Source organism: Paraburkholderia sp. MM5477-R1 (assembly GCF_050436385.1).
GTDB lineage: Bacteria > Pseudomonadota > Gammaproteobacteria > Burkholderiales > Burkholderiaceae > Paraburkholderia > Paraburkholderia tuberum.
Genome location: NZ_JBNDMC010000009.1, coordinates 132,145 through 149,999, shown reverse-complemented (window position 1 = coordinate 149,999; position 17,855 = coordinate 132,145). Strand labels below are relative to the sequence as shown.

Sequence of the window (17,855 nt, the reverse complement as noted above, 5' to 3'; positions counted from 1 at the left end):
AGTCCTAGGCCCGATGGCTAACGTTGTCGCAAAGCGCGGGCGCGGCACGAATGGGTTGGTAAAATCCGTCTCACCGCCTGCGTGCCGTTCCTTTCGCCGTCTCTCTCAAATACATGTCCCGACCGCTCGAAATCCTCAATGAAGTCTTTGGTTATCCCGCGTTCAGAGGGCAGCAGGGCGAAATTGTCGAGCACGTCGCCGACGGTGGCGATTGCCTTGTGCTGATGCCGACGGGCGGCGGCAAATCGCTGTGCTATCAGATCCCGTCGCTGGTGCGGCGCGAATGCGGCTTTGGCGCCGGCATCGTGGTGTCGCCACTGATCGCGCTGATGCAGGATCAGGTGGCCGCGCTGACCGAAGTCGGCGTGCGGGCCGCGTACCTGAACTCAACGTTGTCGAGCGCGGAGGCGGTGGCCACCGAGCGGGCGCTCCGCGACGGCGACATCGATCTGCTCTACGTCGCACCGGAGCGGCTGATGACGCCGCGCTTCCAGGAACTGCTCGAACGCACGCGCATCGGTCTTTTCGCGATCGACGAAGCGCACTGCGTGTCGCAATGGGGACACGATTTCCGGCCCGAATATATTCAGTTGTCGGTGCTGCACGAGCGCTTTCCGAATGTCCCGCGCATCGCGCTGACGGCGACCGCCGACGCGATCACACGCGACGAAATCATCCACCGTCTCGCGCTCGAAGACGCGCGCGTGTTCGTGTCGAGTTTCGATCGGCCGAACATCCGCTATCGCATCGCCGAAAAAGACAACGCGCGCACGCAACTGCTCGACTTCATCCGCGCCGAGCATACGAAAGCCGACGGTACGACCGACGCGGGCGTCGTTTATTGCCTGTCGCGCCGCAAGGTCGAGGAAACCGCGGAGTGGCTGAAGGAAAAGGGCATGCGCGCGCTGCCGTACCACGCCGGCATGGAGTTCGAGGTGCGCCAGAAACATCAGGAGATGTTCCAGCGCGAGGAAGGCATCGTGATGTGCGCGACGATTGCGTTCGGCATGGGCATCGACAAACCCGACGTGCGGTTCGTCGCGCATCTGGATTTGCCCAAGAGCGTGGAAGGGTACTACCAGGAGACCGGCCGCGCGGGCCGCGACGGACTGCCGTCGAACGCGTGGATGGCCTACGGGCTCGGCGACGTCGTGCAGCAGCGCAAGATGATCGACGAATCCGAAGCAGACGACGCGCACAAGCGCGTCCAGACAGGCAAGCTCGACGCGCTGCTCGGTTTGTGCGAAACGGCGACTTGCCGGCGGGTGCGCCTGCTCGCGTACTTCGGCGAAACGAGCCAGCCGTGCGGCAACTGCGACAACTGCCTCGAGCCGCCGCCGACCTGGGATGCAACGCGCGAGGCTCAGATGGCGCTGTCGTGCGTGTTTCGCGCGCAGCGTGCGAGCGGCTTTCATTTCGGAGCCGGACACCTGATAGATATTTTGCGTGGCAACCGCAGCGAAAAAATCCTGCAGCGCGGCCACGAGAAGCTGACCACGTTCGGTATCGGCGCGGCGCTCGGTGAGCCGGAGTGGCGTGCGATCTTTCGCCAACTCGTCGCGTTCGGTTACTTGACGGTCGACCACGAGGGCTTCGGTTCGCTCGTGCTGACGGAGGCGAGCAAGCCGGTGCTCAAGGGCGAGCAGAAGGTGACGATGCGTCGCTACGTCAAGCCGACACGCACGCGTCAATCGTCGGGTCGTACGAGCGAGCGCGCCGATCCGACCATTGGCATGGGCCCTCGCGAGCGGGCCCGCTGGGAGCGTCTACGCATGTGGCGCACAGAAACCGCGAAGAGCGACGGAGTGCCGGCTTATGTGATTTTCCATGACGCGACGCTCGCGGAAATCGCCCGTCTCGGCCCCAATTCAATCGACGATCTGCGCGGGATTCCGGGCATGGGGGCGCGTAAACTGGACCGTTTCGGCTACGAATTGCTGCACGTCGTAGCGGCAGACTGACGTCGTCTGGCTGTTTAGCCGGATTGACAGGGGCGAAACACCGCAACCTGTTGACTCCCTTAGTATTTTCGGAATATTATGTTAGGTTCCGGTTCTTGGAATGCCTACGCGCAACTTCAGTTCGTGCGTGAGCGGGCCAGCCGGAAGTTCGATGCGCGGGCGTTTCCGCTTTGCCCGGAAACCGATGCGTCGATTTTGTTCAATTTCAGGAATAATCAATGCCAACCATCAATCAACTGGTTCGCAAAGGCCGCACGTCGGAAACGACGAAGAGCAAGAGCCCGGCTTTGCAGGACTGCCCCCAGCGTCGGGGCGTGTGCACCCGTGTGTACACCACGACGCCGAAGAAGCCGAACTCGGCACTCCGGAAGGTCGCCAAGGTTCGTCTGACGAACGGCTTCGAAGTCATTTCGTACATTGGTGGCGAAGGCCACAACCTGCAGGAACACTCGGTCGTGCTGATTCGCGGCGGCCGTGTGAAGGACTTGCCGGGTGTGCGTTACCACATGGTTCGCGGCTCGCTGGATACCCAGGGCGTCAAGGATCGTAAGCAGGCTCGCTCGAAGTACGGTGCGAAGCGTGCCAAGGCTGGCAAGTAATTTAGCCGGTCGATCGTAGTTTCAGGTCGCCTGCAAAGGCGGTAATAGCGATGGTGCCGGAATCACCGGTGCTATCGAGTAAGTGGTCACCCGACCAGGCTGGTTAGTCTTACGGATGAATCGGGTTAGTTGGTGGCCGCGGGGCTGTAAACAGCTCCAACTGAAAAGTAAAGGAAGAAACATGCCGCGTCGTCGCGAAGTCCCCAAGCGGGAAGTGTTGCCGGATCCGAAGTTTGGCAACGTTGATGTAGCAAAATTCATGAACGTGCTGATGCTCTCCGGCAAGAAGTCGGTTGCCGAGCGTATCGTGTACGGCGCTTTCGAACAGATCCAGACCAAGGGTGGCAAGGACCCGCTGGAAGTGTTCACGGTGGCGCTCAACAACGTCAAGCCGGTGGTCGAAGTGAAGAGCCGCCGCGTTGGTGGTGCGAACTATCAGGTTCCGGTCGAAGTGCGCCCGTCGCGTCGTATGGCATTGGCGATGCGTTGGCTGCGTGAAGCCGCGAAGAAGCGCAGCGAGAAGTCGATGGCCCTGCGTCTGGCAGGTGAGCTCTCCGAAGCGGCCGAAGGCCGTGGCGGCGCGATGAAGAAGCGCGACGAAGTTCACCGGATGGCAGAAGCCAACAAGGCGTTCTCGCACTTCCGTTTCTAAGCTTCCCCACCCCGGGTTTAGCGGAAAACGGAAAGAAATTCCGGGCGGGTGCGCTTCAAAGGCGCCTCGCCCGTTTGTGTTACAGCGCGATGGGCATCTCTCGCATCGCGTCATCCCAATAGAGGATCAAAGTGGCTCGCAAGACTCCTATCGAGCGCTACCGTAACATCGGTATTAGCGCTCACATCGACGCCGGCAAAACGACGACGACCGAGCGCATTCTGTTCTACACGGGCGTGAACCACAAGATTGGTGAAGTTCACGACGGCGCTGCCACCATGGACTGGATGGAGCAGGAACAGGAGCGCGGCATCACGATTACTTCCGCTGCTACCACGGCATTCTGGAAGGGCATGGCGGGCGACCGCGCCGAACACCGCATCAACATCATCGACACCCCGGGTCACGTCGACTTCACGATTGAAGTCGAGCGCTCGATGCGCGTGCTCGACGGCGCGTGCATGGTGTACTGCGCTGTGGGCGGCGTGCAGCCCCAGTCGGAAACCGTGTGGCGTCAGGCTAACAAGTACAAGGTTCCCCGTCTCGCGTTCATCAACAAGATGGACCGTACCGGCGCGAACTTCTTCAAGGTCTACGACCAGCTCAAGCTGCGTCTGAAGGCGAACCCGGTTCCGGTCGTCGTGCCTATCGGCGCGGAAGAGAACTTCACGGGCGTCGTCGATCTGATGAAGATGAAGGCGATCATTTGGGACGACGCGTCCCAAGGCACCAAGTTCTCGTACGAAGACATCCCGGCAGAGCTCGTCGACACATGCAACGAATGGCGTGAAAAGATGGTCGAAGCCGCGGCGGAAGCGAACGAAGACATGATGAACAAGTACCTCGAGTCGGGTGAGCTGACCGAAGAGGAAATCATCAAGGGTCTGCGCGACCGTACGATCGCTTGCGAAATCCAGCCGATGCTGTGCGGCACCGCGTTCAAGAACAAGGGTGTGCAGCGCATGCTGGACGCCGTGCTCGACTTCCTGCCGTCGCCGATCGACATCCCGCCGGTTACCGGCGAGCTGGAAAACGGTGAAAAGGGTGAGCGCCGCGCTGCTGACGACGAAAAGTTCTCGGCACTGGCATTCAAGATCATGACCGACCCGTTCGTCGGCCAACTGATCTTCTTCCGTGTCTACTCTGGCGTTGTGAATTCGGGCGACACCCTGCTGAACGCGACCAAGGACAAGAAGGAACGTCTGGGCCGTATTCTGCAGATGCACGCGAACCAGCGCGAAGAAATCAAGGAAGTGCGCGCAGGCGACATCGCCGCTGCGGTCGGCCTGAAGGACGCGACCACGGGCGACACGTTGTGCGATCCGACGAGCCCGATCGTGCTCGAGCGCATGGTTTTCCCGGAACCCGTGATTTCGCAGGCTGTTGAGCCGAAGACGAAGCCGGACCAGGAAAAGATGGGTCTGGCCCTGAACCGTCTGGCGCAGGAAGATCCGTCGTTCCGCGTTCAAACGGACGAAGAATCGGGTCAAACCATTATTTCGGGCATGGGCGAGCTCCACTTGGAAATTCTGGTCGACCGGATGAAGCGTGAGTTCGGCGTCGAAGCAACGGTTGGCAAGCCGCAGGTGGCTTACCGCGAAACGATTCGCGGCAAGGCGGAAGACGTTGACGGCAAGTTCGTCAAGCAGTCGGGTGGTCGCGGCCAGTACGGCCACGCGGTCATCACGCTCGAGCCGAACGAGCAAGGCAAGGGCTACGAGTTCCTGGACGAGATCAAGGGCGGTGTGATTCCGCGTGAATACATCCCGGCAGTCGACAAGGGTATCCAGGAAACGCTGAAGGCCGGCGTGCTGGCGGGCTTCCCGGTCGTGGACGTGAAGGTTCACCTGACGTTCGGTTCCTACCACGATGTCGACTCGAACGAAAACGCGTTCCGCATGGCCGGTTCGATGGCGTTCAAGGAAGCGATGCGCAAGGCACAGCCGGTCATTCTCGAACCGATGATGGCTGTCGAAGTCGAAACGCCGGAAGACTACATGGGCAACGTGATGGGCGACCTCTCTGGCCGTCGCGGTATTGTTCAGGGCATGGATGACATGGTTGGCGGCGGCAAGATCGTTCGCGCCGAAGTGCCGCTGTCGGAAATGTTCGGCTACTCGACGTCTCTGCGTTCGCTGACGCAAGGCCGTGCAACGTACACGATGGAGTTCAAGCACTATGCTGAAGCTCCGCGTAACGTGTCGGAAGCGATCATCAACGCGAAGTCGAAGTAATCGCGCGGCAAAGTCATTCAACGATTAACTTTCTGAAAGAAGAGAAACATGGCTAAAGGTAAATTCGAGCGGACCAAGCCGCACGTGAACGTGGGCACGATCGGTCACGTTGACCACGGCAAGACCACGCTGACGGCAGCGATCACGACGGTCCTGACGCAGAAGTTTGGCGGCGAAGCGAAGGCGTACGACCAGATCGACGCGGCGCCGGAAGAAAAGGCGCGTGGCATTACCATCAACACCGCGCACGTCGAGTACGAAACGGCTAACCGCCACTACGCACACGTCGACTGCCCGGGCCACGCAGACTACGTGAAGAACATGATCACGGGCGCGGCGCAGATGGACGGCGCAATCCTGGTGTGCTCGGCTGCCGACGGCCCGATGCCGCAAACGCGTGAGCACATCCTGCTGGCGCGTCAGGTTGGCGTTCCGTACATCATCGTGTTCCTGAACAAGTGCGACATGGTGGACGACGCCGAGCTGCTGGAACTCGTCGAGATGGAAGTTCGCGAACTTCTGTCGAAGTACGACTTCCCGGGCGACGACACGCCGATCATCAAGGGTTCGGCCAAGCTGGCGCTGGAAGGCGACAAGGGCGAGCTGGGCGAGGTAGCGATCATGAACCTGGCCGATGCGCTGGACACGTACATCCCGACGCCGGAGCGCGCGGTTGACGGTGCGTTCCTGATGCCGGTGGAAGACGTGTTCTCGATCTCGGGTCGCGGCACGGTAGTGACGGGTCGCGTCGAGCGCGGCGTGATCAAGGTTGGCGAGGAAATCGAGATCGTCGGTATCCGCGCAACGGCCAAGACGACCTGCACGGGCGTGGAAATGTTCCGCAAGCTGCTCGACCAGGGTCAGGCAGGCGACAACGTTGGTATCCTGCTGCGCGGCACGAAGCGTGAAGACGTGGAGCGTGGCCAGGTTCTGGCCAAGCCGGGTTCGATCAACCCGCACACGCACTTCACGGCTGAAGTGTACGTGCTGAGCAAGGACGAAGGCGGCCGTCACACGCCGTTCTTCAACAACTACCGTCCGCAGTTCTACTTCCGTACGACGGACGTGACGGGCTCGATCGAGCTGCCGAAGGACAAGGAAATGGTGATGCCGGGCGACAACGTGTCGATCACGGTGAAACTGATCAACCCGATCGCGATGGAAGAAGGTCTGCGCTTCGCAATTCGCGAAGGTGGCCGTACGGTCGGCGCTGGTGTCGTCGCCAAGATCATCGAGTAACATCGACGATTGCTGTAGCAGTCTGTAGCGCCCGGGCTCGGGCACTCGCTCTGCGCGAGCGTCCGAGCCTACGTTCTTTTTCTAATCGGCGGTGCAATATCGCCTCGCTCTTTTCAAGGAATTTGTCATGCAGAACCAGAAAATCCGCATTCGCCTGAAGGCTTTCGACTATCGCCTGATCGACCAATCGGCAGCTGAAATCGTCGATACGGCAAAGCGGACTGGCGCGATTGTTCGTGGTCCCGTACCCCTGCCGACCCGCATTCAACGCTTCGATATCCTGCGTTCGCCGCACGTCAACAAGACCTCGCGTGACCAGCTCGAAATCCGCACCCACCAGCGTTTGATGGACATCGTTGACCCGACGGACAAGACCGTCGACGCGCTCATGAAGCTGGATCTCCCGGCTGGCGTGGACGTTGAAATCAAGCTGCAGTAAGGCTTCCAGCCGTTGCCCGGCCACCCGGGCAACGCTAAGTCATTGATTGCTTGCGGAAAACGAAAAGGCTCGCTATACTGTTGAGCTTTTCGCGCATTTGCGTAAAAAAGTCGGCGTCCTGCAGCATGGTTTCATGCCCGAAGCGGTGCCGGCATTTTGTAAATTAGCCCCGACCAATCGCAGTCGGGAATGGAGAAAACGATGAGCCTTGGACTCGTAGGTCGCAAGGTTGGTATGACCCGTATCTTCACGGCTGAAGGGGATTCAATTCCCGTCACCGTGCTGGACGTGTCCGACAACCGCGTGACGCAGATCAAGACTGTTGAAACCGACGGCTACACGGCCGTGCAGGTTGCCTTCGGTACGCGCCGTGCATCCCGCGTGACGAAGCCGTTGGCAGGTCATCTCGCCAAAGCCGGTGTTCAAGCCGGTGAAATCCTCAAAGAATTCCAGATCGATGCCGCTAAGGCTGCCGAACTGTCGAGCGGCGCCGTGGTTGGTCCCGAGCTGTTCGAAGTGGGCCAGAAGGTCGACGTGCAAGGCGTGTCGATCGGTAAAGGCTACGCCGGTACCATCAAGCGTTATAACTTCTCGTCTGGCCGTGCATCACACGGTAACTCGCGCTCGCACAATGTGCCGGGCTCGATCGGTATGGCGCAGGATCCGGGTCGTGTTTTCCCGGGTAAGCGCATGACCGGTCACATGGGTGATGAGAAGGTAACGGTGCAAAACCTCGAAATCGCTCGTATCGATGCTGACCGCAAGTTGCTGCTGGTCAAGGGCGCCGTTCCGGGTGCGAAGGGTGGCAAGGTATTCGTTACGCCGGCCGTGAAGACGCGTGCCGTGAAAGGAGCGAAATAATGGAACTTAAGCTCCTGAATGCCAATGGTCAGGAAAGTGCAGGCGTTAGCGCGTCGGACGTCGTGTTCGGCCGCGACTACAACGAAGCCCTGATTCACCAGGTGGTGGTTGCGTACCAGGCGAATGCCCGTAGCGGCAACCGCGCGCAGAAGGATCGTGAGCAGGTCAAACACACGACCAAGAAGCCGTGGCGCCAGAAGGGTACGGGCCGCGCCCGTGCCGGTATGTCGTCGAGCCCGCTGTGGCGCGGCGGTGGCCGTATTTTCCCGAATTCGCCGGAAGAAAACTTTTCGCACAAGGTCAACAAGAAGATGCATCGTGCAGGTCTCTGCTCGATCTTCTCGCAGCTGGCCCGCGAAGGCCGCATCTCGGTGGTCGATGAGTTGACGCTCGAAGCGCCGAAGACGAAGCTGCTGGCCGAAAAATTCAAGGCGATGGGTCTCGATTCCGTGCTGGTGATTACCGACACGGTTGACGAAAACCTGTACCTCGCGTCGCGCAACCTCGCCCACGTGGCGGTTGTGGAGCCGCGTTACGCCGACCCGCTGTCGCTGATCTACTTCAAGAAGATCCTGATCACGAAGGCTGCGGTCGCCCAGATCGAGGAGTTGCTGTCATGAGCGAGATTCGCAAGAACGATCATCGTTTGATGCAGGTCCTGCTCGCGCCGGTGGTCTCCGAAAAGGCGACGCTGGTGGCCGACAAGAACGAACAGGTTGTGTTCGAAGTCGCGCCGGATGCCACGAAGCAGGAAGTGAAAGCTGCAGTCGAGCTGCTGTTCAAGGTGGAAGTCGATTCCGTCAACGTGCTGGTCGCGAAGGGCAAAGCCAAGCGCTTTGGTCGCTTCATGGGCAAGCGCAAGGACGTGAAGAAGGCGTACGTCTGCCTGAAGCCCGGCCAGGAAATCAACTTTGAAGCGGAGGCCAAGTAATCATGGCAATCGTGAAAGTTAAGCCGACTTCGCCGGGTCGCCGCGCGATGGTCAAGGTGGTCAACAAGGAACTGCACAAGGGCAAGCCGTTCGCAGCGCTGCTCGACACGCAGTCGTCGACCGCCGGCCGTAACAACAACGGTCACATCACCACGCGTCACAAGGGTGGTGGTCACAAGCATCACTATCGTGTCGTCGACTTCCGTCGCACGAAGGATGGTATTCCCGCAAAGGTCGAGCGTCTCGAGTACGACCCGAACCGTAGCGCGAACATCGCGCTGGTTCTGTACGCAGACGGCGAGCGCCGCTACATCATCGCTCCGAAGGGTATTGCCGTCGGTCAACAGCTGATGTCGGGTTCGGAGGCGCCGATCCGCGCAGGTAACACGCTGCCGATCCGCAACATCCCGGTCGGTACGACGATTCACTGCATCGAAATGCTGCCGGGCAAGGGCGCGCAAATGGCGCGTTCGGCGGGTACGTCGGCGATGCTGCTGGCTCGCGAAGGCATCTACGCGCAGGTTCGTCTGCGTTCGGGCGAAATCCGCCGCGTTCACGTTGAATGCCGCGCAACGATCGGTGAAGTAGGCAACGAAGAGCATAGCCTCCGTCAAATCGGTAAGGCTGGTGCGAACCGCTGGCGCGGTATCCGCCCGACGGTGCGTGGCGTTGCAATGAACCCGGTCGACCACCCGCACGGTGGTGGCGAGGGCAAGACTGCGGCAGGCCGCGATCCGGTGAGCCCGTGGGGCACGCCGACGAAGGGCTATCGCACCCGCAGCAACAAGCGCACGACGAGCATGATCGTCCAGCGCCGTCACAAGCGTTAAGGAGTAGGCAATGGCACGTTCTATTAAGAAAGGTCCGTTCTGCGACGCCCATTTGCTGAAGAAGGTTGAGGCGGCTGCAGCATCGCGTGACAAGAAACCGATCAAGACCTGGTCGCGTCGCTCGACGATCCTGCCGGACTTCATCGGCCTGACGATCGCCGTTCACAACGGCCGTCAACACGTTCCGGTGTATGTCACGGAAAACATGGTCGGCCACAAGCTTGGCGAGTTCGCACTGACCCGTACGTTCAAGGGACACGCGGCCGACAAGAAGGCCAAGAAATAAGGGGCAATCAAGATGGAAGTGAAAGCAATTCATCGCGGTGCCCGCATCTCGGCGCAGAAAACGCGCCTTGTGGCTGACCAGATCCGCGGTTTGCCGGTCGACAAGGCGCTGAACGTTCTGACGTTCTCGCCGAAGAAGGCTGCGGGGATCGTGAAAAAGGTCGTGCTGTCGGCGATCGCGAATGCGGAGCACAATGAAGGCGCCGATATCGACGAGCTCAAGATCAAGAGCATCTACGTCGACAAGGCAGCATCGCTGAAGCGTTTCACCGCGCGCGCTAAAGGCCGCGGTAACCGCATCGAGAAGCAATCCTGTCACATCACTGTGACGGTCGGGAATTAAGGGGTCATACGATGGGACAGAAAATTCATCCGACTGGCTTCCGTTTGGCCGTCAGCCGCAATTGGGCTTCACGTTGGTACGCGAACAACAACAATTTCGCGGCGATGTTGCAGGAAGACATCGGTGTTCGTGAATACCTGAAGAAGAAGCTGAAGAACGCGTCCGTCGGCCGCGTTGTGATCGAGCGTCCTGCAAAGAACGCGCGTATCACGATTTTCAGCTCGCGTCCGGGTGTCGTGATCGGCAAGAAGGGTGAAGACATCGAACTGCTGAAGTCCGAGCTGCAAAAGCGCATGGGCGTTCCGGTTCACGTCAACATCGAAGAAATCCGCAAGCCGGAAACGGACGCGCAACTGATCGCTGATTCGATCACGCAACAGCTCGAGCGCCGGATCATGTTCCGCCGCGCGATGAAGCGTGCGATGCAGAACGCGATGCGTCTGGGTGCTCAAGGCATCAAGATCATGAGCGCTGGCCGTCTGAACGGTATCGAAATCGCCCGTACGGAATGGTATCGCGAAGGTCGCGTGCCGCTTCATACGCTGCGTGCGGATATCGACTACGCAACGTCGGAAGCAAAGACGACGTACGGCATCATCGGCGTGAAGGTGTGGGTCTACAAGGGCGACACGCTCGGCCGCAACGACGCACCGGTGGTCGAAGAAGTCGCCGAAGAAAAGCGTCCGCGCCGCAATGCACGTCCGGGTGGCGATCGCCGTCCGCGTCGTGATGGCGAAGGTGGTGGCCCGGCAGGTGCACGCCGTGGCGCTCCCCGACGTGCTGGCGGTGCCGGCGGCGACGGGAAGACTGGAGAATAACGATGCTGCAACCGAAACGCAGAAAGTATCGCAAAGAGCAGAAAGGTCGTAACACCGGCGTTGCTACCCGCGGCAACGCGGTGTCGTTCGGTGAGTTCGGCCTGAAGGCTGTCGGTCGTGGCCGTCTGACCGCGCGCCAGATTGAAGCGGCGCGTCGTGCAATGACGCGTCACATCAAGCGCGGTGGCCGCATCTGGATCCGGATCTTCCCGGACAAGCCGATCTCGACCAAGCCGGCGGAAGTGCGTATGGGTAACGGTAAGGGTAACCCGGAGTACTACGTCGCTGAGATTCAACCGGGCAAGATGCTGTACGAAATGGACGGCGTAACCGAAGAACTGGCGCGCGAAGCGTTCCGTCTGGCTGCAGCGAAGCTGCCGCTGAAGACGACGTTTATCGTGCGTCAGCTCGGCGCCTAAGGAGCAAATGATGAAGGCTTCCGAACTTCACCAGAAAGATCAGGCCGCGCTCAACAAGGAGCTGTCGGACCTGTTGAAGGCGCAATTCGGCCTGCGCATGCAACTCGCGACCCAGCAGCTCACGAACACGAGCCAGCTGAAGAAGGTCCGTCGCGACATCGCGCGTGTGCGGACCGTCCTGACTGAGAAGGCGAACCAGAAATGAACGATAGCGTAAAAACCTCGCTCAAGCGGACGCTGGTCGGCAAGGTCGTCAGCAACAAGATGGACAAGACGGTTACCGTGCTGGTCGAGCACCGCGTGAAGCACCCGATCTACGGCAAGTACGTCGTGCGGTCGAAGAAGTACCACGCGCATGACGACGCGAACACGTACAACGAGGGTGACCTCGTTGAAATCCAGGAAACTCGTCCGATTTCGAAGACGAAGGCTTGGGTTGTGGCTCGCCTGGTCGAGGCTGCTCGCGTCATCTAATGTCGCAAAGCTGTAGAAGTAGTTGAAATCGCAGTAAGTTTCGCTTGCAAGACCGAGATTATTTGATATAATTTCGGTCTTCCCTCTTTGTGGGAGCCCCGTCGCGGGCGAAGTTGGTGGGGGAAGCGGTTCGGGCGCCAGCCCAGACCGACGGATTCACCGGATTGCGATGGCGGGTTTCGTTTGCCGTCGCTGCTGTTCTAACCCAAGCAGCCGATCGGCTGACGGGACCAAGACTGACCGGGAAGCGCCATGGTGGCGTGACCGGATTAAGTTGGGAAAGATAAACCATGATCCAGACCGAAACTCGGCTTGAAGTGGCCGACAACACGGGTGCACGTGAAGTCATGTGCATCAAGGTGCTCGGCGGCTCGAAGCGTCGTTATGCCAGCATTGGCGACATCATCAAGGTGACTGTCAAAGAGGCAACGCCGCGCGGGCGCGTGAAGAAAGGCGAAATCTACAACGCCGTGGTGGTTCGCACCGCCAAGGGCGTGCGTCGTCAGGACGGCTCGCTGATCAAGTTCGACGGCAACGCGGCTGTGTTGCTCAACACCAAGCTCGAACCGATCGGTACCCGTATTTTTGGGCCTGTCACGCGCGAGTTGCGTAGCGAACGATTCATGAAGATCGTTTCGCTGGCGCCTGAAGTGCTGTAAGGAGTCGCGATGAACAAGATTCGCAAGAGTGACGAAGTTATCGTCATCACCGGCAAAGATAAGGGCAAGCGTGGCGTGGTGCTGGCCGTTCACGGCGAGACCGTGACTGTCGAGGGCATCAACCTCGTCAAGAAGCACGTCAAGCCGAACCCGATGAAGGGTACGACGGGCGGCGTGGAAGCCAAGACGATGCCGCTGCAAATTTCGAACGTCGCATTGGTGGACGCGAATGGCAAGCCATCGCGTGTAGGCATCAAGGTCGAAGGGGGCAAGAAGGTCCGTTTCCTGAAGACGACCGGTGCCGTACTGAGCGCCTGACGCTGCGGAGTAAAAAATGGCTCGTTTGCAAGAGTTTTACAAAGAGAAGGTTGTACCCGGCCTCATCGAGAAGTTCGGTTACAAGTCCGTGATGGAAGTGCCGCGCATCACCAAGATCACCCTGAACATGGGCCTTGGCGAAGCCGTTGCTGACAAGAAGATCATCGAAAACGCCGTTGGCGATCTGACGAAGATCGCGGGCCAGAAGCCGGTGATCACGAAGGCACGCAAGGCAATCGCTGGCTTCAAGATCCGTCAGGGCTATCCGATCGGTGCAATGGTCACGCTGCGTGGCCAGGCAATGTACGAATTCCTGGACCGTTTCGTGACGGTTGCGCTCCCCCGTGTGCGCGACTTCCGTGGCGTGTCGGGCAAGGCGTTCGATGGTCGCGGCAACTACAACGTCGGTGTGAAAGAGCAGATCATTTTCCCCGAAATCGACTACGACAAGATCGACGCACTGCGTGGGCTGAACATCAGCATCACGACGACTGCGAAGACTGACGACGAAGCAAAGGCTCTGCTCGCCAGCTTCAAGTTCCCGTTCAGAAACTGAGGTTACCGTGGCTAAACTGGCACTGATCGAACGTGAAAAGAAGCGTGCTCGCCTCGCCGCCAAGTACGCTCCCAAGCGTGCAGCATTGAAGGCAATCATTGGCGATACGAGCAAGTCGGAAGAAGAGCATTACGCAGCACGCCTGGAACTGCAGCAACTGCCGCGAAACTCTAACCCGACCCGTAAGCGCAACCGTTGCGCAATTACCGGTCGTCCGCGCGGCACGTTCCGTAAATTCGGGCTGGCGCGTAACAAGATTCGCGAAATCGCGTTCCGCGGCGAGATCCCTGGCCTGACCAAGGCGAGCTGGTAATAGGAGAAACATAAATGAGCATGAGTGATCCTATCGCCGATATGCTGACTCGCATCCGCAATGCGCAGATGGTCGAGAAGGTTTCGGTGACTATGCCCTCGTCGAAAGTCAAGGTTGCGATTGCGCAGGTCCTGAAGGACGAAGGTTATATCGACGATTTCGCAGTGAAGTCCGAAGGTGCGAAGTCGGAATTGAACATCGTGTTGAAGTATTACGCTGGCCGTCCGGTCATCGAGCGCATTGAACGCGTCTCGAAGCCTGGTCTGCGTGTGTACCGCGGCCGTAACGACATCCCCGTGGTCATGAATGGCCTGGGCGTGGCAATCGTGTCGACGCCGAAGGGCGTGATGACGGACCGCAAGGCACGTGCAACGGGCGTTGGCGGCGAAGTCATCTGCTATGTCGCTTAAGGCCGAAAGGAGAGAAACATGTCTCGAGTAGGTAAGAGCCCAATCGCGCTGCAAGGCGCGGAAGTGGCCCTGAGCGCCGACAGCATTACTGTCAAGGGTCCGCTGGGTACGATTTCGCAGGCTGCCAACAGCCTCGTGAAGGTAGTGAACGACAGCGGCACGCTGAAGTTCGAGCCGGTCGATGAAAGCCGCGAGGCGAATGCGATGTCGGGCACGATGCGCGCGCTGGTTGCGAACATGGTGCACGGCGTGACGAAGGGTTTCGAGCGCAAGCTGACGCTGGTTGGCGTCGGTTACCGCGCACAAGCGCAAGGCGACAAGCTGAACCTGTCGCTGGGTTTCTCGCACCCGGTGGTGCACCAGATGCCGGCTGGCGTCAAGGCAGAAACCCCGTCGCAAACCGAAATCGTGATCAAGGGGATCAACAAGCAACAAGTCGGTCAAGTCGCTGCAGAAGTGCGCGGCTACCGTCCGCCGGAGCCCTACAAGGGCAAGGGCGTGCGTTACGCCGATGAGGTTGTGATCCTCAAAGAAACGAAGAAGAAGTAAGGGTGCGCAATCATGGATAAGACTCAATCTCGCCTGCGCCGCGCTCGTCAGACGCGTATAAAGATCGCTGAGCTGCAGGTCGCGCGTCTCGCCGTGCATCGCACGAACACGCACATCTATGCGCAAGTGTTCTCGCCGTGCGGCACCAAGGTGCTCGCTAGCGCGTCGACGCTCGAAGCCGAAGTGCGTGCGCAACTGGCCGATCAATCGGGAAAGGGCGGCAACGTTGCTGCTGCCACCCTGATCGGCAAGCGCATTGCAGAAAAGGCTAAGGCTGCCGGCATCGAATCCGTCGCCTTCGACCGTTCGGGTTTCCGTTACCACGGCCGCGTGAAAGCGCTGGCTGACGCGGCGCGCGAAGCCGGACTCAAGTTCTAAGGGAAGAATTCGTCATGGCAAAGATGCAAGCTAAAGTTCAGGCTGACGAACGCGACGACGGCCTTCGTGAAAAAATGATCGCGGTTAACCGCGTGACCAAGGTCGTGAAGGGTGGCCGTATTCTCGGCTTCGCTGCACTGACCGTGGTTGGCGACGGTGATGGCCGCGTCGGTATGGGCAAGGGCAAGGCGAAGGAAGTACCGGTCGCTGTCCAGAAGGCGATGGAACAGGCTCGCCGCAACATGTTCAAGGTGCCGTTGAAGAACGGTACCTTGCAACACGAAGTGCACGGTAAGCACGGCGCATCGACGGTCCTCCTCGCTCCGGCGAAGGACGGTACCGGCGTCATCGCAGGCGGCCCGATGCGCGCCGTGTTCGACGTGATGGGCGTGCAGAACGTTGTGGCCAAGAGCCACGGCTCGACGAACCCGTACAACCTCGTTCGTGCGACGCTCGATGGTCTGCGCAAGCAGTCCACGCCGGCCGACATCGCTGCGAAGCGTGGCAAGTCCGTCGAAGAAATTCTGGGCTAAAGGTGGACACCATGTCTGATAAAACTGTCAAGGTCCAGCTCGTCAAGAGCCTGATCGGCACCCGTGAATCGCACCGTGCAACGGTGCGTGGCCTGGGCCTGCGCCGACTCAACTCGGTTAGCGAGTTGCAGGATACGCCGGCTGTGCGCGGCATGATCAACAAGGTTTCGTACCTCGTTAAGGTCATCAGCTAAGCGGCTGACCAGGACTCAAGGAGTTGATAATGGAATTGAATAACCTGAAGCCGGCCGAAGGCGCGAAGCACGCAAAGCGCCGCGTTGGTCGCGGCATCGGCTCCGGCCTCGGCAAGACCGCTGGCCGTGGTCACAAGGGTCAGAAGTCGCGTTCGGGCGGCTTTCACAAGGTTGGCTTTGAAGGCGGTCAAATGCCGCTGCAACGTCGCCTGCCGAAGCGTGGCTTCACCTCGCTGACGAAGGAATTCGTCGGTGAAGTACGTCTCTCGGATCTGGAGAAGCTGCCGGTCGACGAAATCGATCTGCTGGCTCTCAAGCAAGCCGGCCTCGTCGGCGAGCTGATCCGTAGCGCCAAGATCATTGCAACGGGCGAGCTCAAGCGCAAGGTCGTTGTGAAGGGTCTGGGTGCGACGAAGGGCGCACGTGCTGCTATCGAGGCAGCCGGTGGCTCTTTTGCCGAGTAACGCGCGAGTTAATTGCCGTCACTAGCACTTGCATCGGAGAAGGTACTTGGCTAACAGCCCGAGTCTCGCAAAACCCGGTCGCAGCGCGGCGAAGTTTGGCGATTTGCGCCGGCGAGCAGTGTTCCTGCTGCTGGCGCTAGTCGTCTACCGTATCGGCGCGCATATTCCGGTGCCGGGTATCGACCCGGACCAACTGGCGAAACTGTTCCAAAGCCAGTCGGGCGGCATCCTTGGCATGTTTAACATGTTCTCGGGTGGCGCACTTTCGCGGTTCACGATTTTCGCGCTGGGGATCATGCCGTACATTTCGGCGTCGATCATCATGCAGTTGCTGGCGATTGTTTCGCCGCAGCTCGAAGCGCTGAAAAAGGAAGGGCAGGCAGGTCAGCGAAAGATTACGCAGTACACGCGGATCTTCACGGTTGTGCTGGCGACGTTCCAGGCGTTCGGTATTGCCGTCGCTCTGGAAAATCAGCCGGGCCTCGTGATCGATCCGGGGATGGTATTCCGCTTGACGACGGTCGTGACGCTGGTGACCGGCACGATGTTCCTGATGTGGCTGGGTGAGCAGATCACGGAGCGCGGGCTTGGCAACGGTATCTCGATCATCATATTCGGCGGTATTGCGGCGGGTTTCCCGAACGCAATCGGTGGTCTCTTTGAACTGGTGCGAACCGGCTCGATGAGCATCATCTCGGCGATTATCGTCGTCGCGCTGATTGCTGCTGTGACCTATGTGGTGGTGTTCATCGAACGCGGCCAGCGCAAGATACTTGTGAATTATGCGAAGCGGCAGGTGGGCAACAAGATTTACGGCGGCCAGTCTTCGCATTTGCCGCTGAAGCTGAATATGTCGGGCGTGATTCCACCGATCTTCGCATCGTCGATCATTCTCTTCCCGGCAACTATCCTGAACTGGTTCAGTTCGGGCTCGCGTACCAGCTGGTTCGCAGACACGTTGCACAACGTTGCCGAAGCCCTGAAGCCCGGTCAACCGGTGTACGTGTTGCTGTACGCGTTGGCGATCGTCTTCTTCTGCTTCTTTTACACTGCACTGGTGTTTAACAGCAGGGAAACGGCCGACAACCTGAAAAAGAGCGGCGCTTTCGTCCCAGGTATCCGCCCGGGCGATCAGACGGCGCGATATATCGACCGCATCCTCACGCGTTTGACGCTTGCCGGTGCGATCTACATCGTGTTCGTTTGCCTGCTGCCTGAATTTCTGGTGCTACGCTGGAACGTGCCGTTTTATTTTGGTGGAACGTCGCTGCTGATCATTGTCGTCGTCACAATGGATTTCATGGCGCAGGTGCAGTCGTACGTTATGTCGCAACAGTATGAATCGCTGCTGAAGAAAGCTAATTTCAAAGGCGGCGGCGTCCCGATGCGTTGAAAG

The 17,855-nt window shown here is 59.5% G+C and carries 27 protein-coding genes; all 27 read left to right on the top strand.

Translation table 11 applies throughout. From position 1 onward, the window contains the following. Nucleotides 1-113 precede the first annotated feature (113 nt). The 27 genes from recQ (at nt 114) to secY (ending at nt 17,852) form a co-directional block, all read left to right on the top strand. Nucleotides 114-1,961 (top strand): DNA helicase RecQ, encoded by a 1,848-nt coding sequence (gene recQ, locus OKW35_RS43710; protein WP_184065459.1) that lies wholly within the window; start codon nt 114-116, stop codon nt 1,959-1,961. Nucleotides 1,962-2,179: 218 nt separating this feature from the next. Further along, complete coding sequence (gene rpsL / locus OKW35_RS43705) at nt 2,180-2,560, top strand: 30S ribosomal protein S12 (RefSeq protein ID WP_006053290.1); 381 nt, start codon at nt 2,180-2,182, stop codon at nt 2,558-2,560. A gap of 181 nt (nt 2,561-2,741) precedes the next feature. Then, nucleotides 2,742-3,212 carry a 30S ribosomal protein S7 gene (gene rpsG, locus OKW35_RS43700; protein WP_006053291.1) on the top strand — a complete coding sequence of 157 codons (471 nt, stop codon included), beginning with the start codon at nt 2,742-2,744 and terminating at the stop codon, nt 3,210-3,212. A gap of 131 nt (nt 3,213-3,343) precedes the next feature. After that, nucleotides 3,344-5,446, top strand: coding sequence for an elongation factor G (gene fusA / locus OKW35_RS43695; RefSeq protein ID WP_090802169.1), 2,103 nt, complete (start codon nt 3,344-3,346; stop codon nt 5,444-5,446). A 48-nt stretch (nt 5,447-5,494) separates the two neighbouring features. Then, nucleotides 5,495-6,685, top strand: coding sequence for an elongation factor Tu (tuf, locus tag OKW35_RS43690; protein WP_129958904.1), 1,191 nt, complete (start codon nt 5,495-5,497; stop codon nt 6,683-6,685). Between the two features lie 127 nt (nt 6,686-6,812). Then, the gene (rpsJ, locus tag OKW35_RS43685) at nt 6,813-7,124 is read left to right on the top strand and encodes a 30S ribosomal protein S10 (protein ID WP_006998489.1); all 312 of its coding nucleotides are present in this window, start codon (nt 6,813-6,815) and stop codon (nt 7,122-7,124) included. A gap of 201 nt (nt 7,125-7,325) precedes the next feature. After that, the gene (gene rplC, locus OKW35_RS43680; protein WP_090805499.1) at nt 7,326-7,985 is read left to right on the top strand and encodes a 50S ribosomal protein L3; all 660 of its coding nucleotides are present in this window, start codon (nt 7,326-7,328) and stop codon (nt 7,983-7,985) included. Further along, nucleotides 7,985-8,605: a 50S ribosomal protein L4 gene (rplD, locus tag OKW35_RS43675; protein WP_090802165.1), complete on the top strand. Its 621-nt coding sequence runs from the start codon at nt 7,985-7,987 to the stop codon at nt 8,603-8,605. Before rplC ends, rplD begins: the two co-directional genes overlap by 1 nt. Further along, on the top strand, nt 8,602-8,916 hold the full coding sequence (gene rplW, locus OKW35_RS43670) for a 50S ribosomal protein L23 (RefSeq protein ID WP_008923345.1): 315 nt from the start codon (nt 8,602-8,604) through the stop codon (nt 8,914-8,916). The genes rplD and rplW overlap by 4 nt, the downstream gene beginning before the upstream one ends. Nucleotides 8,917-8,918: 2 nt before the next feature. Beyond that, entirely contained in the window at nt 8,919-9,746 is an 828-nt protein-coding gene (rplB, locus tag OKW35_RS43665) for a 50S ribosomal protein L2 (protein ID WP_184065465.1), read from the top strand. A 10-nt stretch (nt 9,747-9,756) separates the two neighbouring features. Then, nucleotides 9,757-10,032 (top strand): 30S ribosomal protein S19, encoded by a 276-nt coding sequence (gene rpsS, locus OKW35_RS43660; RefSeq protein ID WP_006998484.1) that lies wholly within the window; start codon nt 9,757-9,759, stop codon nt 10,030-10,032. A 12-nt stretch (nt 10,033-10,044) separates the two neighbouring features. Beyond that, nucleotides 10,045-10,374: a 50S ribosomal protein L22 gene (rplV, locus tag OKW35_RS43655; protein WP_004199272.1), complete on the top strand. Its 330-nt coding sequence runs from the start codon at nt 10,045-10,047 to the stop codon at nt 10,372-10,374. An 11-nt stretch (nt 10,375-10,385) separates the two neighbouring features. Continuing rightward, nucleotides 10,386-11,192 (top strand): 30S ribosomal protein S3, encoded by an 807-nt coding sequence (gene rpsC / locus OKW35_RS43650; protein ID WP_012434570.1) that lies wholly within the window; start codon nt 10,386-10,388, stop codon nt 11,190-11,192. A gap of 2 nt (nt 11,193-11,194) precedes the next feature. Then, nucleotides 11,195-11,611, top strand: a complete 417-nt coding sequence (gene rplP, locus OKW35_RS43645) for a 50S ribosomal protein L16 (protein WP_008923342.1) — start codon at nt 11,195-11,197, stop codon at nt 11,609-11,611. Between the two features lie 10 nt (nt 11,612-11,621). Continuing rightward, complete coding sequence (gene rpmC / locus OKW35_RS43640) at nt 11,622-11,816, top strand: 50S ribosomal protein L29 (protein WP_007180130.1); 195 nt, start codon at nt 11,622-11,624, stop codon at nt 11,814-11,816. Then, nucleotides 11,813-12,085 (top strand): 30S ribosomal protein S17, encoded by a 273-nt coding sequence (gene rpsQ, locus OKW35_RS43635; protein WP_007180129.1) that lies wholly within the window; start codon nt 11,813-11,815, stop codon nt 12,083-12,085. Before rpmC ends, rpsQ begins: the two co-directional genes overlap by 4 nt. Nucleotides 12,086-12,375: 290 nt before the next feature. Then, complete coding sequence (rplN, locus tag OKW35_RS43630; RefSeq protein WP_006998478.1) at nt 12,376-12,744, top strand: 50S ribosomal protein L14; 369 nt, start codon at nt 12,376-12,378, stop codon at nt 12,742-12,744. A 9-nt stretch (nt 12,745-12,753) separates the two neighbouring features. Further along, the gene (rplX, locus tag OKW35_RS43625; protein ID WP_184035555.1) at nt 12,754-13,062 is read left to right on the top strand and encodes a 50S ribosomal protein L24; all 309 of its coding nucleotides are present in this window, start codon (nt 12,754-12,756) and stop codon (nt 13,060-13,062) included. A 16-nt stretch (nt 13,063-13,078) separates the two neighbouring features. After that, nucleotides 13,079-13,618, top strand: a complete 540-nt coding sequence (gene rplE / locus OKW35_RS43620; protein WP_090802163.1) for a 50S ribosomal protein L5 — start codon at nt 13,079-13,081, stop codon at nt 13,616-13,618. Between the two features lie 7 nt (nt 13,619-13,625). Beyond that, a complete protein-coding gene (gene rpsN / locus OKW35_RS43615) occupies nt 13,626-13,931 on the top strand; it encodes a 30S ribosomal protein S14 (protein ID WP_090802162.1) in 306 nt (101 codons plus the stop codon). Nucleotides 13,932-13,945: 14 nt separating this feature from the next. Then, nucleotides 13,946-14,341 carry a 30S ribosomal protein S8 gene (gene rpsH / locus OKW35_RS43610; RefSeq protein WP_006052216.1) on the top strand — a complete coding sequence of 132 codons (396 nt, stop codon included), beginning with the start codon at nt 13,946-13,948 and terminating at the stop codon, nt 14,339-14,341. Nucleotides 14,342-14,359: 18 nt separating this feature from the next. Continuing rightward, nucleotides 14,360-14,890, top strand: coding sequence for a 50S ribosomal protein L6 (rplF, locus tag OKW35_RS43605; protein ID WP_018420154.1), 531 nt, complete (start codon nt 14,360-14,362; stop codon nt 14,888-14,890). A gap of 12 nt (nt 14,891-14,902) precedes the next feature. After that, nucleotides 14,903-15,268: a 50S ribosomal protein L18 gene (rplR, locus tag OKW35_RS43600; protein WP_008923336.1), complete on the top strand. Its 366-nt coding sequence runs from the start codon at nt 14,903-14,905 to the stop codon at nt 15,266-15,268. A 14-nt stretch (nt 15,269-15,282) separates the two neighbouring features. Further along, nucleotides 15,283-15,801 carry a 30S ribosomal protein S5 gene (gene rpsE, locus OKW35_RS43595; protein ID WP_075303262.1) on the top strand — a complete coding sequence of 173 codons (519 nt, stop codon included), beginning with the start codon at nt 15,283-15,285 and terminating at the stop codon, nt 15,799-15,801. Nucleotides 15,802-15,812: 11 nt separating this feature from the next. Next, nucleotides 15,813-15,995: a 50S ribosomal protein L30 gene (rpmD, locus tag OKW35_RS43590; protein ID WP_008923335.1), complete on the top strand. Its 183-nt coding sequence runs from the start codon at nt 15,813-15,815 to the stop codon at nt 15,993-15,995. A gap of 29 nt (nt 15,996-16,024) precedes the next feature. Continuing rightward, complete coding sequence (gene rplO, locus OKW35_RS43585) at nt 16,025-16,459, top strand: 50S ribosomal protein L15 (RefSeq protein WP_075303261.1); 435 nt, start codon at nt 16,025-16,027, stop codon at nt 16,457-16,459. Between the two features lie 46 nt (nt 16,460-16,505). After that, complete coding sequence (gene secY / locus OKW35_RS43580) at nt 16,506-17,852, top strand: preprotein translocase subunit SecY (RefSeq protein ID WP_090802158.1); 1,347 nt, start codon at nt 16,506-16,508, stop codon at nt 17,850-17,852. The last annotated feature ends 3 nt before the right edge of the window (nt 17,853-17,855 follow it).

Bases quoted from the DNA above. Each gene is read 5' to 3' on its own strand.
- rplC (WP_090805499.1), top strand. From the start codon at position 7,326: ATGAGCCTTGGACTCGTAGGTCGCAAGGTTGGTATGACCCGTATCTTC.
- rplX (WP_184035555.1), top strand. From the start codon at position 12,754: ATGAACAAGATTCGCAAGAGTGACGAAGTTATCGTCATCACCGGCAAA.
- rplD (WP_090802165.1), top strand. From the start codon at position 7,985: ATGGAACTTAAGCTCCTGAATGCCAATGGTCAGGAAAGTGCAGGCGTT.
- recQ (WP_184065459.1), top strand. From the start codon at position 114: ATGTCCCGACCGCTCGAAATCCTCAATGAAGTCTTTGGTTATCCCGCG.
- rplP (WP_008923342.1), top strand. From the start codon at position 11,195: ATGCTGCAACCGAAACGCAGAAAGTATCGCAAAGAGCAGAAAGGTCGT.
- rpsH (WP_006052216.1), top strand. From the start codon at position 13,946: ATGAGCATGAGTGATCCTATCGCCGATATGCTGACTCGCATCCGCAAT.
- rplN (WP_006998478.1), top strand. From the start codon at position 12,376: ATGATCCAGACCGAAACTCGGCTTGAAGTGGCCGACAACACGGGTGCA.
- tuf (WP_129958904.1), top strand. From the start codon at position 5,495: ATGGCTAAAGGTAAATTCGAGCGGACCAAGCCGCACGTGAACGTGGGC.
- rpsS (WP_006998484.1), top strand. From the start codon at position 9,757: ATGGCACGTTCTATTAAGAAAGGTCCGTTCTGCGACGCCCATTTGCTG.
- rplE (WP_090802163.1), top strand. From the start codon at position 13,079: ATGGCTCGTTTGCAAGAGTTTTACAAAGAGAAGGTTGTACCCGGCCTC.
- rpsL (WP_006053290.1), top strand. From the start codon at position 2,180: ATGCCAACCATCAATCAACTGGTTCGCAAAGGCCGCACGTCGGAAACG.
- rpsE (WP_075303262.1), top strand. From the start codon at position 15,283: ATGGCAAAGATGCAAGCTAAAGTTCAGGCTGACGAACGCGACGACGGC.
- rplW (WP_008923345.1), top strand. From the start codon at position 8,602: ATGAGCGAGATTCGCAAGAACGATCATCGTTTGATGCAGGTCCTGCTC.
- rplB (WP_184065465.1), top strand. From the start codon at position 8,919: ATGGCAATCGTGAAAGTTAAGCCGACTTCGCCGGGTCGCCGCGCGATG.
- rpsG (WP_006053291.1), top strand. From the start codon at position 2,742: ATGCCGCGTCGTCGCGAAGTCCCCAAGCGGGAAGTGTTGCCGGATCCG.
- rplO (WP_075303261.1), top strand. From the start codon at position 16,025: ATGGAATTGAATAACCTGAAGCCGGCCGAAGGCGCGAAGCACGCAAAG.
- rpsQ (WP_007180129.1), top strand. From the start codon at position 11,813: ATGAACGATAGCGTAAAAACCTCGCTCAAGCGGACGCTGGTCGGCAAG.
- rplV (WP_004199272.1), top strand. From the start codon at position 10,045: ATGGAAGTGAAAGCAATTCATCGCGGTGCCCGCATCTCGGCGCAGAAA.
- rpsC (WP_012434570.1), top strand. From the start codon at position 10,386: ATGGGACAGAAAATTCATCCGACTGGCTTCCGTTTGGCCGTCAGCCGC.
- rplF (WP_018420154.1), top strand. From the start codon at position 14,360: ATGTCTCGAGTAGGTAAGAGCCCAATCGCGCTGCAAGGCGCGGAAGTG.
- rplR (WP_008923336.1), top strand. From the start codon at position 14,903: ATGGATAAGACTCAATCTCGCCTGCGCCGCGCTCGTCAGACGCGTATA.
- rpmC (WP_007180130.1), top strand. From the start codon at position 11,622: ATGAAGGCTTCCGAACTTCACCAGAAAGATCAGGCCGCGCTCAACAAG.
- rpmD (WP_008923335.1), top strand. From the start codon at position 15,813: ATGTCTGATAAAACTGTCAAGGTCCAGCTCGTCAAGAGCCTGATCGGC.
- rpsJ (WP_006998489.1), top strand. From the start codon at position 6,813: ATGCAGAACCAGAAAATCCGCATTCGCCTGAAGGCTTTCGACTATCGC.